The organism is Paenibacillus sp. KS-LC4 (genome assembly GCF_036894955.1).
Classification (GTDB): Bacteria; Bacillota; Bacilli; order Paenibacillales; family Paenibacillaceae; genus Pristimantibacillus.
This window is the reverse complement of the sequence record NZ_CP145905.1, coordinates 3,230,218-3,243,870: the sequence shown is the minus strand read 5'-3', so window position 1 is coordinate 3,243,870 and position 13,653 is coordinate 3,230,218. Positions and strand designations below refer to the sequence as shown.

The 13,653-nt window shown below is 47.3% G+C and carries 13 protein-coding genes; 9 read left to right on the top strand and 4 right to left on the bottom strand.

The annotated features are described in order from the left end of the window. Positions 1-488: 488 nt before the first annotated feature. The 5 genes from V5J77_RS13600 (at position 489) to V5J77_RS13580 (ending at position 4,232) form a co-directional block, all read left to right on the top strand. Positions 489-1,463, top strand: coding sequence for a ring-cleaving dioxygenase (locus V5J77_RS13600; RefSeq protein ID WP_338551386.1), 975 nt, complete (start codon positions 489-491; stop codon positions 1,461-1,463). Between the two features lie 89 nt (positions 1,464-1,552). Further along, positions 1,553-1,801: a hypothetical protein gene (locus tag V5J77_RS13595; RefSeq protein WP_338551385.1), complete on the top strand. Its 249-nt coding sequence runs from the start codon at positions 1,553-1,555 to the stop codon at positions 1,799-1,801. A gap of 336 nt (positions 1,802-2,137) precedes the next feature. Continuing rightward, positions 2,138-3,232 (top strand): GDSL-type esterase/lipase family protein, encoded by a 1,095-nt coding sequence (locus tag V5J77_RS13590; protein WP_338556779.1) that lies wholly within the window; start codon positions 2,138-2,140, stop codon positions 3,230-3,232. Between the two features lie 54 nt (positions 3,233-3,286). Next, positions 3,287-3,664 (top strand): hypothetical protein, encoded by a 378-nt coding sequence (locus tag V5J77_RS13585; RefSeq protein ID WP_338551384.1) that lies wholly within the window; start codon positions 3,287-3,289, stop codon positions 3,662-3,664. A gap of 109 nt (positions 3,665-3,773) precedes the next feature. Then, positions 3,774-4,232, top strand: coding sequence for a GNAT family N-acetyltransferase (locus V5J77_RS13580; RefSeq protein ID WP_338551383.1), 459 nt, complete (start codon positions 3,774-3,776; stop codon positions 4,230-4,232). 99 nt (positions 4,233-4,331) lie between these two features. Here the strand turns inward: V5J77_RS13580 and V5J77_RS13575 are convergent, their stop codons facing one another. Next, positions 4,332-5,282: a DMT family transporter gene (locus V5J77_RS13575; protein WP_338551382.1), complete on the bottom strand. Its 951-nt coding sequence runs from the start codon at positions 5,280-5,282 to the stop codon at positions 4,332-4,334. Between the two features lie 183 nt (positions 5,283-5,465). On the opposite strand from V5J77_RS13575, the gene V5J77_RS13570 reads away from it, so the two are divergent. Then, positions 5,466-6,824 carry a PLP-dependent aminotransferase family protein gene (locus V5J77_RS13570; RefSeq protein WP_338551381.1) on the top strand — a complete coding sequence of 453 codons (1,359 nt, stop codon included), beginning with the start codon at positions 5,466-5,468 and terminating at the stop codon, positions 6,822-6,824. Between the two features lie 122 nt (positions 6,825-6,946). On the opposite strand, the gene V5J77_RS13565 is transcribed toward V5J77_RS13570, so the two are convergent. Next, a complete protein-coding gene (locus V5J77_RS13565) occupies positions 6,947-9,193 on the bottom strand; it encodes a heavy metal translocating P-type ATPase (RefSeq protein ID WP_338551380.1) in 2,247 nt (748 codons plus the stop codon). 197 nt (positions 9,194-9,390) lie between these two features. Here V5J77_RS13565 and V5J77_RS13560 point away from each other — a divergent pair, with 197 nt between their 5' ends. The 3 genes from V5J77_RS13560 to thrS all read left to right on the top strand — a co-directional run bounded on the left by V5J77_RS13560 (position 9,391) and on the right by thrS (position 12,151). Beyond that, a complete protein-coding gene (locus V5J77_RS13560) occupies positions 9,391-9,738 on the top strand; it encodes a hypothetical protein (RefSeq protein WP_338551379.1) in 348 nt (115 codons plus the stop codon). Between the two features lie 84 nt (positions 9,739-9,822). Continuing rightward, on the top strand, positions 9,823-10,032 hold the full coding sequence (locus tag V5J77_RS13555; RefSeq protein ID WP_338551378.1) for a hypothetical protein: 210 nt from the start codon (positions 9,823-9,825) through the stop codon (positions 10,030-10,032). Positions 10,033-10,186: 154 nt separating this feature from the next. After that, a complete protein-coding gene (gene thrS / locus V5J77_RS13550) occupies positions 10,187-12,151 on the top strand; it encodes a threonine--tRNA ligase (protein ID WP_338551377.1) in 1,965 nt (654 codons plus the stop codon). Positions 12,152-12,251: 100 nt separating this feature from the next. On the opposite strand, the gene V5J77_RS13545 is transcribed toward thrS, so the two are convergent. Both V5J77_RS13545 and V5J77_RS13540 read right to left on the bottom strand, forming a co-directional pair. After that, positions 12,252-13,016, bottom strand: coding sequence for a MerR family transcriptional regulator (locus V5J77_RS13545; protein ID WP_338551376.1), 765 nt, complete (start codon positions 13,014-13,016; stop codon positions 12,252-12,254). A gap of 145 nt (positions 13,017-13,161) precedes the next feature. After that, the gene (locus V5J77_RS13540; protein WP_338551375.1) at positions 13,162-13,653 is read right to left on the bottom strand and encodes a DedA family protein; all 492 of its coding nucleotides are present in this window, start codon (positions 13,651-13,653) and stop codon (positions 13,162-13,164) included.

The window sequence follows — 13,653 nt, the reverse complement described above, 5'->3', positions numbered from 1 at the left end:
AATTTTAAGAGTAATAATAAGATGATAATCATTTTTACTAAAATTTTACGACAGAACTGTAGAAAAGGATAAATTATCCATGTTTAGTTCGCTTATAGTGGATTTTTGCTGTTGGCAAGGAGACATATTGGACAAAGCTGCCGCATACCTATATAGTGGGAGCGAATTTTCAAGCCACTTGAAGAGGAGAAGCCGGAACGAAGGAGCATTTTGAACAGCAATGGAGGTATGAAAATGAGCGCTGAGCTACTCATTCAATTACTCGTGCTTGTCATCATGATCATCGGGCTGGCGAACAAATCGGGAGACTCCTGAAAGCATAAAGCTTATGGAGGAAGGAAAGCCAGAGCATGCGAATGTGCAGCTCTGGCTTTCTGGCGTGTGTATCGGCTAGCTGGCAAGAACAACGGGGAAGACTTGCTTTTCTAACTTAAAGGTTATATACTTACAAATATAAAGTTACAATATGAATCGAAAGGGTGTTTATTATGAACGTAAAAGGAATCCATCATCTATCTGCTATGACAGGCAGCGTATCCTTAAACTACAACTTCTATACGCAGGTGCTTGGCATGCGACTGATTAAAAAAACTGTAAATCAGGACGACACATCCGCTTACCATCTCTTTTATGGCGATGAAAGAGGCAATCCGGGTACGGAGTTGACTTTTTTTGACTTTCCTAACATTGGAAACAACCGTCCTGGCGTAAGCAGCATCTCCGGCACGTCGCTGCGGGTTGCGAGCGACAAGGCGCTGGAATATTGGCTTCAGCGCTTTGACGAGCATGAGGTTAAACATTCAGAAATTAAGTCGTTTGCAAATCGCAACGTTATCTTTTTTGAAGATCCAGAAAAACAGCAGCTTGCCCTTGTATCGGATGAAACGAACAGTGGTGTTGCTGCCGGTATACCTTGGGACCGCAGCCCCGTGCCGGTAGAATACGGGATTACAGGTCTCGGCCCTGTTAAACTGACTGTTCGCAAGCCTGATTCAACTGTTGCCGCTCTCAAGCTGCTCGGCTTCGAAGAGACAGGGCGTGTTCCTGCTCTCGTCGAAGGACAGGACGATATTATCATTATGCAGGCTCATGAGGGTGGCTCTGGCTCTGAAGTGCAGGTAGAGCCGCGCAGCGACTTATCGTTTGCTGGCCTTGGCAAAGGCGGTGTTCACCATGTTGCTTTCCGCGTAGAGGATAAGGAAGAGCTTATGGCGTGGATCGACGTATTGAATAAGGCGGGCTTGCAAAACTCAGGCTTTGTGGAACGCTACTACTTCCGTTCGTTATATTTCCGCGAGCCGAATGGCATTTTGTTCGAATTGGCCACCGACGGTCCAGGCTTTGTAACAGACGAGCCTTTCGAGACGCTTGGCGAATCGCTGGCGCTGCCTCCGTTTCTGGAACCGCGCCGCGAAGCCATCGAAGCACGGCTTAAACCCATTGATACGACGCTTAAGGCATAAGTCCTAACAAAATAAGGCTTGCTGACTTGGCATTATTCTCCAGATTCTCTTATACTAATTGTATAAAGTGAGAGAAATGGGGAAGGACAATGAAGCTGACTGAAAATGGGATACTAATCCTTGATGAGGAAGATGTTTCCGGGATGTATTGTTACCGTGATCGGGATGGAACGGATTTCATTGATGGCTTTAAATTTGAATTGAAGCTTCAAGATATTGTTGTTACGCCTGGGAGCATTGTTTCTGTTCAGTTTCCAGAAGATTTGTATAATCAACCCGAAGAAATCAAGCAGGCCGTATATGCGGCGATAGAGGATATTGAGCAAAATAAAAATTAAGTGCTTTCCCAAAGCCAAATGATTGCAATTACAATTTATTAGGTTGAATAGAGCATTCGGATGCTTTTCCGGATGCTCTATTTTATTTTGGCGAATGAGCTTGCGCAGAGAGGCAAGTCATAGCAGTAGAGAGGAGCTTATATTTTTGTAATCATGTAGAAATATTAGGTTATTTATGGTAAAGTTCCTTTGAGGACTTTTTATGATTGCGCTTTCAATTTGGTGCAGCTATATGTGACAACCTATTAATGAGGAGGAAATGAAGTGACAAAGAACCGATGGTCAAAGGCTTTTTTAATGTGCTTGGCTTTTACTTTGCTGCTTGGCGGGATAAGCATGGGGCAGGGTGAAAAGGTTAGTGCCGCAGACAATTATAAATTTGATTTCGGCAATAGTGGAGTGGCCTCCGGCTACATTGGCGTATCTGCTACGCAGGGCTTTTCGGCTTCGCTGGGCTACGGCTTTAATACACCAGCCAATATGCAAAATGTAACCGCTTCTGGAACAGGCGTAGGCAGTGATGCGGTACGCTTCCTTACATTCGGTACGAAAAGCACAAATACGTTTAATGTTAATTTGTCTAATGGGCTGTATGAAGTGAAGGTCATGCTTGGCAATACGTCGCGAGCCAGTGTGGCCGCGGAGGGCGTTTACCAAATTATGAATATGACAGGCAACCTTGCAACGGACTCTTTTCAAATTCCAATTACCGATGGGCAGCTTAATATTTTGGTAACAGAAGGCAAGGTCGGCACTGCCTTTACACTCAGCTCGCTGGAAATTACGAAAATTTCCAACAATCCGGTTACGAAGCGGACGATTTATATTGGCGGCGATTCGACGGTCGCGAATTACTATCCATTGGCAAGCAGCATACAGGGCGGCTGGGGACAAATGTTGAAGCAATATGTTAACAGCAGCACGTTTCAGGTACGGAATATGGCGACAGGCGGACAATTCGCGAGAGGGTTTCGGGATGATGGACAGCTGGAAGCGATTTTGAAATATATTAAACCGGGCGATTATTTCATACTCCAATTTGGCATTAACGATACTGCCGCAAAAAATGAAACAACCGAAGCGCAGTTCAAGGAGATTATGCGTGAGATGGTTACCAAGGTCAAGGCGAAGGGAGCGACCGTCGTCCTTTCCACGCCGCAAGGTCGGGCAACTGATTTTAATGCGAGCAATGTCCACAGCTCCACGGGCAGATGGTACAGAGCAGCAACAATGGCGCTGGCTGTCGAAGAAAATGTAACGCTCGTTGATCTCAATGTGCTTAGCTCTGCGTATTTCACCTCCATCGGCCCTGCGGCAACTTTGAACCTCTACATGACGGGAGATACGCTGCATCCCAATTATGCAGGGGCTCAGAAGCTGGCCCAACTTGTGAAAAATAATCTCAGTAGCCAAGGCTTGAGCGGCTTTTGAGGAAATAGCGGGCGTGCCAAGCTTCACCAAATCTATCACAAGGAACATGGTAATATGACGCGAGATTATAGTAAGCTGAAGGATGCTGAACGGAAATTACAAAAATTCTCAATCGTTTCGTTCGGATTATTGTATGGTCCGCTATTCGGCTATTCTCTTAACAAGGACGCCTATTATTTCTGGCTAATACTCGCATTCATTGGCAGTATATCTTTAGCACTTAAACTAAGGATGATCAGACCAGAAATGAGATTGAAAATTGGTCTTTACGAAATTATTGTTACCGCAGTGTTGATCGTGTGGATTTTCTCCGAAGCCATTCATATTCCTATATTGATAAAACAACTTGTATTTTTTGTTATTGTTGGCGCGGCAGGTTATAAATACTTTAAGCTGCTGTACGATGGTAAGCTTGCAATAGAATCAAAATAAATGAAATGAATCGGCCGTAAACGAACTACACCCCAATTATTAGATATTAAAATCTAATAGTTGGGGTGTTTCGTGATTTGGTATACTATTTTAAACAGGAGGCTGAGAAATGGAAAATATTTATGTTGTTCAGCAAGCAGGGATAGAGCATTTGGATGAACTGGCGACGCTATTTGATTTGTATCGTAGGTTTTATGGACAAGCGCCGGATGTAGAGGGAGCACGCCGCTTTTTGTTTGAGCGCTTTGAACAGCGGGACTCGGTCATCTTTATGGCTAAACAATCCGGGAGCGGGGAGGCGGCTGGCTTTACCCAACTGTACCCTATATTCTCCTCGATTTCGATGAAGCGTTCCTATATTTTAAACGATCTATACGTTGTTGAAGCCCACAGAAAGCAAGGCGTAGCTCAATTACTGCTGGATCAAGCGAAAGGCTATGCCAGCCTGCTGCAGGCGAAAGGCATTGAGCTGTCTACCGCGATGACGAATGTGCAGGCGCAGCGGTTGTATGAACGCAATGGCTATTTGCAGGATGCGGAGTATTCCCATTATTATTTAACGCTATAAAATAATTAGTTAATGCCATAAAAGGTTCGCGCAGATTGTCCGAGCGGTGCACCTTAGCCTTGTTTAGGCACAAGCACAGCCGCCCCGGCTTATCATTCATTAAGATACGGTAGCTTTGCCGCCGGAGGATGGAGCTTGCCGTTTACGCTTGTTGCCCAGTAAATTAGTGCCGACGACTCCCGCAATAATGAATAGGGAGCCAATAACATGATACATCGTCACCTCTTCACCTAAGAACATAGCACCTCCTGCCATGGATACGATGGTCGATAAATTGGTAAATACGCTCATTTTCGACGCTTCAATCTGTCCTAAAATATAATTGGATGTCAACGATGTAACAAGGGAAGAGATAACTCCCAAATAGAATATCGCAATCAGGAAGGACCCGCTCCGCAGCGGCGTGAGGAAGCTTCCCATCGTCCCCGCAGTCGTGTGCTGCACGAGCGATATCGTGAGAAAAACGACAAAACCAATTCCGAGCATCAAATACGTCAGTTCTGCCGGGCTAAATTGCTTGGAAAGCGAACGTGCCATTACGCTATAGCCAGCAAATGCGAAGCAGGTTAGAAACAGCAAGGAAATGCCGAGCATATTGGATAAATCGATGCTGCTGCCCTTCATCATGAAAATGAACACAACGCCAAACACCGAAAGAAAAATAGATAGCTTTTGCAGCAGAGTCGTCGTTTCTTTCAAAAAGATGGCCGCTATAATCATCGTCACAACAGGCGTAAACGCATATAAAATGCCGCCTTCAGCTGAGCTTGCATGCAGCAGACCAAAAGCCTGAAGGGTGAAAAAGCCGAGCGGATACATCGCTGCAAGCATAAGCGCTTTAATTAAAGGCTTGCCGCGATAATTCAGCTTAATTATGCCAAGCGCGACAGGAATGGTCATGATGAGGAACGAAAATGCAAATCGGAACGTTAGCGTGTCCAGCGGCTGCGCGCTTCCAAGCGACAGCTTGGCGAATAAAAAGGAGAAACCAATAATGACGGCATTTAATACGGCGAAGATATAAGCAAGCTTAATATTTTTATCTTTCATAGGTATGACTTCCTTCCTTAGGTTAGGCGAGGTCGTGTTCGCGAACGTCTCATCTTGTTAATTAAAAGATATAGCATTTGGCCATGCTGCACGATAGCTGTTTTTAAGAACTGTATCAATACAGTTTAGTGTTTTGCGGTATAATAGGAGAGTTATGAAGGCAGCAGGAGCCGGGAGGCGCATATGAAAAAATATGATATGATTTTGTCCGACATGGAAGCAAAAATTCGCGATGGGCATTATCGTCCAGGCAGCAAGCTTGTTTCCGTTCGCAAGGCTGCGGAGCTGTATGGCTGTAGTACAAATACGATTAGCCGTGCCTATGGCGAGCTTGAGAAACGTCATGCGGTCTATTCTATCCCGCAAAGCGGTTTTTATGTAGTAGATAAGGAGGGCAGCGGGAGCGAGCAAAGCGAGGATGTTCTTCAAGAGAACGGCATTGATTTTTCATCGGCATCACCTGACTTGTTTGTGTTTCCGTATTTGGACTTTCAGCATTGCTTGAATAAAGCGATTGATACGTACAAATATCGTCTGTTTACCTATGGTGATCCTCAAGGAATGGCAGAGCTTCGGGAAACGCTCGTCCGCCATTTGGCAAGTGACCAGGTATTTGCCAAACCCGAGCGAATTTTCGTGACGTCAGGTGCTCAGCAGGCACTGGAAATATTGGCAAAAATGCCGTTTCCGAACGGCAAGCGCACCATTCTCTTGGAGCAGCCAACTTACAATCTTTATTTGCGCTTTCTGGAGTTCGAGCAGCTGCCGACAGCTGTTATAGCCCGCACCGCGGCAGGCATAAGCTTACAGGAGCTAGAGCGGAAATTTAAGGGCGGGGATATCAAATTTTTCTACACCATGTCGCGATATCATAATCCGCTGGGCACCTCCTATACAACTGAGGAACGGAAAGCCATTGCTGCCTTGGCGAAAAAATATGATGTCTACATAGTCGAGGACGATTATATGGCAGATTTAGGTGTAGAGCGGGGCTTTGATCCGATTTATAGCTATGATTTGACAGAGCATGTCGTTTATTTGAAAAGCTTCTCGAAAATTATTTTTCCCGGCTTGCGTCTGGGGGCTGCTGTATTGCCGGAACAGCTCATTGAAACGTTCTACCGCTTTAAAAAATACGGCGATACGTCATACCTCTCACAAGCAGCTCTGGATATTTATATTAAAAATGGGATGTATGAACGCCATAAGCACGCCATAAGCAGCCTGTACACCTCACGAATGCTGGCTTTGAACGAAGCTTTAGAGCGGCATAATGGAGCAGGGCTTATCCAAGCCTCGGGTGTGAGCTCGGGCATCTATTCCCAATTTAGACTGCCTATCACCGTCAATATGGAGCAACTGATGGAACGTCTATCAGGCAAACAAATTCGGGCTGTTGACGGGAAAGGCTTCTATTTGCCGGGGTATTTGGAGCGGGAAAAGTTTTTGCGAATCAGCATCTCCCGGGTAAGCGAGGGGCAAATGGATGAGGGCATTGCGGGTATTTTGGAGGAAGTAAAGCGGGCTAATCATTTTTATTAAAAAAGGCAGAGGATCTGGCATTAATAGCCCGTTCCTCTGCTTTTTATGGTCCAGCATCCACTAGAATTCGGCAAAATTTGCTCTCCTCAGCGTTCTCAGACTTGCCGTCATTCATTTCGTCGCTATTTTATCGACTTGGTGCGGTTTAAAGCCTCCCCATGAGCTTTGCGCAGCGGAATAAGAATTGTCAAGCTGACCAAGGTGACGAAAATAGTGGCGCCCATATCGGATAAAATGGCGATCCACAGCGTAAGCCAGCCTGGTATGGTCAGCAGCAGCGCCAGCACCTTAAGTCCAAGCGAAACCGCAATGTTAAAGCGAATGACCCGATTTACCTGTTTGGCAACAGAAATAGCCTCGGGCAGCTTGCCCAGATGATCCTGCATGAGCACAATGTCCGCCGTTTCAATGGCACTATCTGTCCCCTTGCCCATGGCAATGCCAAGCTGGGCAGATGCGAGGGCTGGGGCATCATTGATACCATCACCGATCATGGCGACTTGGCCGCTTTCCGCAAGCTCCTTAATACGAGCTACTTTATCTTCCGGGAGCAGACCTGCGTAGAAAGTAGAGACTCCAACGGCCGAAGCCACCTTGTCGGCTGTTTTTTGGTGATCGCCCGTCAGCATGACGGTGCGTTTAATGCCCCGCTGATGAAGGGCAGCGATGACTGCGTGGCTTTCGTCGCGAATTTCATCGGCAATTCCGAACAAGCCAAGCACCTGATGGGCGTCAGCAACTATAACGAGCGTGAGGCCGGCTGCTTTCATTTGTTCGATATTATAGCTCACCTGCTCCGGGAAGGTTAAATGCGTGATGCTCTTTTCGTTTCCAAGCCAATAGCGCTGGCCAGCTATGACTGCTTCCATTCCACGCCCGGCAACATTTAGCAATTCCTCTGGCTCTGGCAAGCTTACTCCACTGTGTTGCACAGCCTTCATTACCGCTTTAGCGAGCGGATGGGAGGAGGAGCGTTCCATCGCACCGGCTACCTTATAGAACAGTGTTTCCACATAAACCTCGGCCTTTACGACATGCGGCTCTCCTTTAGTTAAGGTGCCTGTTTTATCAAAGGCAATCGTATCGATTTTTCCAAGCTGCTCCAAATATACGCCGCCTTTAATCAAAATGCCGTTGCGCGCATTGCGCGTAATGCCCGAAACGATGGCGATGGGTGAAGATAGAATAAGGGCGCATGGGCAGCCGACAATAAGCACCGAAAGACCTTGATACAGCCATTTCGTCCAATCCCCTTGAAGCAGCAGAGGAGGGAGCAGGGCAACAAGCAAAGCAATCGCCATAATAAGCGGTGTATAATATTTGGCGAATTTATTAATAAACAGCTCGGTTGGCGTCTTCGTTTCCTGAGCTTCTTCTACCAAATGCAAAATCTTCGCTAAGGAGGAATCTTCATAAGCCTTATCAATACGAATGACCAGCACGCCTTCATTGTTGATGCTGCCGCCAAATACAGCATCCCCGACCGCCTTGTCAACGGGAAGCGATTCACCAGTAAGAGCAGCTTCATTAACCGAGCTTTTCCCCTCCGTCACGGAGCCATCCGAAGGGATTTTCTCGCCAGGCTTAACGCGCACGATGTCTTGTGCCCTCAGCGAGGTAATGGGAATAACCATTTCCTTGCCATCCAGCAGCTTGGTCGCTTCCTTCGGCGCTACTTGCAGCAGCGTCTCCATTGACCGTCTCGCCTTCTCCATGCCGTAGCCTTCGAGCCATTCATTAACGCCGAACAATACGGCTACTAGCGTTGCTTCCTTCCATTCGCCAATGGCGATGGCACCAACAAGCGCAATCGTCATGAGTGTGTCAATATTGAATTTTAGCTTGAACAAATTGCGGAGCCCTCGCCAAAAGGTCGTATAACCGCTGATCGCAATAGCTGCCAAATAAAGGACAATCAACAGTGGAGCGCTTAGCGTTTGCTCCAGCAGCAGCGCTCCCCCATAGAGTACACCAGAAGCAATCAGCAGCTTCAGCATACGGGAATTTCCGCCTTCATGGGTATGATCATGCCCATGGTCGCCATGATCATGGCTGTCGCTTTGCGAGTGGCCCTCTTGCTTGTGGCAATGACCGTCATGGCAAGCGTGATCATGCTTTGAATGACCGTGAGGATCGGCACTACGGGCTGAGGCATTGGCGATAGCGGGAGCAGAAGGCTTTTCTAAATAAGCGCCCTCAGACTTCAAAATTTGTTCAACCTTCTGCATCGAAATTTGTTCATTGACGAGCAGCTTGCCCGAATTATAGCTGAGCTTGGCATCCTCGCCAAACGTCAATTTTTGAATTTCCGTTTCCATCGTATGGGCGCAATGGCCGCAGGTAAGCCCTTTTACACGATATTCAACCATGGTTTAGCCCTCTTTCGCAGCAATGTATGAATAAGTGCTCATATATAAATAATATGCCTCGATGACAGCATCTGTCAAACCTATCTTTGCCATATTGCACCGGAAACATGAGGCGAGGCCGTTTAAATGCAGATTATGCAAGACATGGAGGAGCGTGTCTAATGCATATAAATAAGGAGTAAAAGGAGCGTGATTATGTGTTAGAGAAGGTAAAGAAATATTACCAGCTCAAGCAGAAGCAGAAGGAAACCGAGCAGGAGCTGGCTGGCCTGCGAACAGAAATATTAGCCTATTGTGAGGAGCAAGAAGCAGCTGAGCTGACTGTAGGGCGCTATAAGGTGAAAATTGTCGCACAGGAGCGGCGGGAATATGATGAGGCAAAGCTGCTTGCAGCCCTTCCAGAGCCTGATGTCTGGCCCCTCATATCCAAAGTGGATCCAGCGAAGGTAGCGAGCTTGCTGCAGCTAAACATCATAAGCGATACAAGTTTGCAGGACACCTTTACAACGAAAAAAATCTCCTTATTGCAAGTTGATAAGCTATAATTTAAACATTTTTCTGCTTGACTTTTTAAATGAGTCAGTCGTAATATAATACCTACATCTTCATAATCGGCATTGACCAAAGACATGATTCCTATTTCGGACCGCACAGAGAGAGAAGCGCTTGCTGCAAGCTTCTTCGGATACCGTATATGGTTTTACCCCTTTGCAGCCGTGCTGCTGAACCCGCTCCCTTGTGCGAAAGTAAGCTTCACCGCTTTATCTGCGATAACGGATACCAATAAGGGCCTTTTATTCAGGGTGCTGCAGCAAGGGCTGCGGCAAACTGACGATTAGGTCGAATAAGGGTGGAACCACGAGCTGAACGCACTCGTCCCTTTCCGGGATAGAGGCGTTTTTTTGCGTTCCAAGCGTAACTGGCTGAAGCCGTCTTTTGGCGGCGCAGCGCGTTTCAGTCCGAGAAATATTAGCAGAGGTGGAGGCACATACGATGGAAAAGGAAAAACAGAGCGAATATCAAAATCATATACAAATCAAGCTGCCGGATGGCGCAATCAGAAAGTACCCAGTCGGCATAACAATTGAACAATTAGCGGAAGCGATCAGCCCAGGGCTGCGGAAAAAGGCTGTCGCTGGAAAAATAAATGGCGAGGCCGTTGATTTAAGCCGTTCCATTGAGGCAGATAGCGACGTGGAAATTATTATTTTGGACAGCCCGGAGGGGCTGGAAATTTACCGCCATAGTACAGCGCATCTTTTGGCGCAGGCCTTGAAGCGTCTGTATGGCAAGCAAGAAGTCCAGCTCGGAATTGGTCCTGTCATAGGCGACGGTTTTTATTACGATATTGCCATAGCAAGCTCGCTGCCGAATGATCAGCTAGCCGTCATTGAGCGGGAAATGGCCCGGATCGCGGAGCAAAATCTGCCGATTATCCGTCGTGTCGTCAGTCGGAAGGAAGCGTTGCAGCTATTTGCACAGCTAGAGGAGCCGCTGAAAGTCGAGCTGATTCAGGCTTTGCCGGAAGATGCCGTTATTTCGCTTTATGAACAAGGTGAATTTATTGATTTATGCCGCGGGCCGCATTTGCCGGCAACAGGCTGGATTAAGGCGTTCAAGCTGCTGCACACAGCGGGTGCGTACTGGCGTGGCGATTCGAATAACCAAGTGCTGCAGCGTATTTACGGCACAGCCTTTCCGAAAAACAAGCAGTTGGAGGAGCATCTCCATATGCTTGAAGAAGCGAAAAAACGCGATCACCGCAAGCTGGGCAAGGAGCTGGGTCTGTTCATGTTTTCGGAGGAAGCGCCCGGCATGCCGTTTTATTTGCCAAATGGCATGATTATACGCAACGAGCTGGAGGAGCTGGAACGCGGGCTGCATCGCGAGCGCGCTTATGATGAGGTTCGTACACCGCTAATGCTCAACAATCGGCTATGGGAACAGTCCGGTCATTGGGAGCATTACAAAGACAATATGTATTTTACAAATGTTGATGATGCGGTATTTGCCCTCAAACCGATGAATTGCCCTGGACATATGCTCGTATTCAAAAATGAGCTTCGCTCCTACAGGGATTTGCCAATCCGTCTTGCCGAATATGGACAGGTGCATCGCCATGAGTTTTCGGGGGCGCTAAACGGCATGATGCGGGTGCGGACGTTTTGTCAGGATGATGCGCATTTATTCGTCAGACCCGATCAAATCGAGGAGGAAATCGCCAAAGTAATGGCGCTCATTGATCATATTTATTCGATCTTTGGCTTCACTTATCGGGTAGAGCTGTCCACAAGGCCGGCCGATTCCATGGGCTCTGAACAATTGTGGGATCAAGCAGAGGCAGCACTCAAAAATGTGCTGGTCAAGCAAAATGTCCCCTATATGCTTAATGAGGGGGACGGCGCCTTTTATGGGCCGAAAATCGACTTCCATATTCGCGATGCGCTTGGTCGCAGCTGGCAATGCGGAACGATTCAGCTTGATTTTCAAATGCCTGAAAAGTTTGATTTGACTTACATCGGCGAGGATGGCGGGAAGCATCGCCCTGTCGTCATCCATCGCGCTGTATATGGCTCTATTGACCGATTCATGGGCATTTTGACAGAGCATTTCAGCGGTGCATTTCCGCTGTGGCTGGCGCCCGTTCAAGTGAAGCTGCTGCCTGTTTCAAGCGTGCATTTGGATTATGCGCTGCAAGTGAAGCAGCAGCTTCTGAATGCAGGTTTTCGCGTACAAGTTGATGCTCGCAGCGAGAAGCTTGGCTACAAAATTCGAGAGGCACAGCTGGCGAAGGTGCCCTATACGCTCGTCATCGGGGACCAAGAGGCAATCGAAGGGACGGTATCTGTTCGTCGGCGCGGTGTCAATGAGCAGAAGGCGATTCGCATCGAGCAGTTAGTGGAGCAGCTTTCCCAGCAGGTTGCAGTGAAAGAGCTGAACGCTAACGAGAACGTATAGCGGACAAAAACAATAGGGCAAGTGGAAAGAGCGAACGGATGAAAGGACGACAGCACGGCTTAATAGCTGGGCTGCCGTCCTTTTTTTGAGTGGAATACGATTACGAGGAATGTCCTGTGTAGACGAGCACCGCATCGCGTAAAAATGCAGCAGAGCCGGGCTGCTTCTCATCGTAATAAGCTGTGAAGCGCTCATCATCAACGTACATTTGGGCAACGCCAGCATGTGCTTCCTTCGAGTAGCTGCCCCAGTAAAAGCTTAGCCATTGCTTGTGCAAATCAGCTGCTTTCTGTGCCAGCTCACCAGCAGGATCACCCGTCAAGAAGGCGGACGCCAGCGTCGTCAATACTTCCTCGCCAAGCCTTTCTACCTCAGCATACTGCGCTTCCGTCTTATTTTTAAGGGCCTGGTTTGAACGGTTGACGGCTTCGTCGCCATATTTGGCTCTGATTTCTTCGCCGTATTTAGCTTCATTATCATCCAACATTTGCTGCTTGAACCCTGCAAATTTTTCCTTATCCTTCATCGTTTGTTTCCCTTCCTTCTGCAATAACGTCTGGTCTAGATTGGCAATAAGCTGATCAAGCTGCTGCCTGCGCTCCAGCAGCCTGCTGCGATGCTCTCGCAATGCCGCATTAACGTCGAAATTCGGCGATGTAATAAGCGCTTTAATTTCCTCCAAGCTGACGCCGAGCTCCTTATAAAATAAAATTTGCTGGAGCAGATCAACCTCGTGCTGACCATAAATTCGGTATCCCGAAGAGTTGATGCGCGACGGCTTCAATATTCCGATTTCATCGTAATAACGCAGTGTTCTCGTACTTACGCCAGCTAAATAGCCTAGCTTCTGAATGGTGTATTCCATGTGCTCACCTCCTACAAATTTATCGTACACCTTAACGGTGCGTGAAGGTCAACCGTTATTTTCACGGCGGCCGAAAAGCCCCAGCAGAAGAGAAGGCTCTTCTGCTGGGGCTTATTAGATTCATTTATTTTAAAAGGAGATTGCATTAAAATTTAATGCTGGCGCCGAGAAAATAGCCGATTGTAACAAAGATAAGCACCCATGTCAGAGAGCCGAGGCTCGTAATGAGCAAATATTTGCGGAAAGGCATGGATGTAATGCCAGAAATGTAGCTGGTCATGCTCCTTACACCGGGAATGAAATAGCCGAAAAACAACGTCCATATGCCAAAACGAGCAAACCAGCCCTTTACCTTTTCAAAACGCTTTGATGTGAGGCCAACCCATTTGCCATGCTTGTCGATTAAAGGCTGTCCGAAAGTTTTGCCCAAGGTGTAGCTTAAAAGCATGCCCGTTATGGCTCCCATAAAGCTGACTAGCAGAGAAAGCGAATAGTTCAACACCATAATCGAGGATAAATAGCCGATAAATAACATTAATAATTCGTCTGGAACCGGGAGTCCAATAATGCCGAGAGCGAGCAGTCCAAAGACGGCGTAATAACCATATTGAGAAATCATTTCTATGGCAAAAGTCAT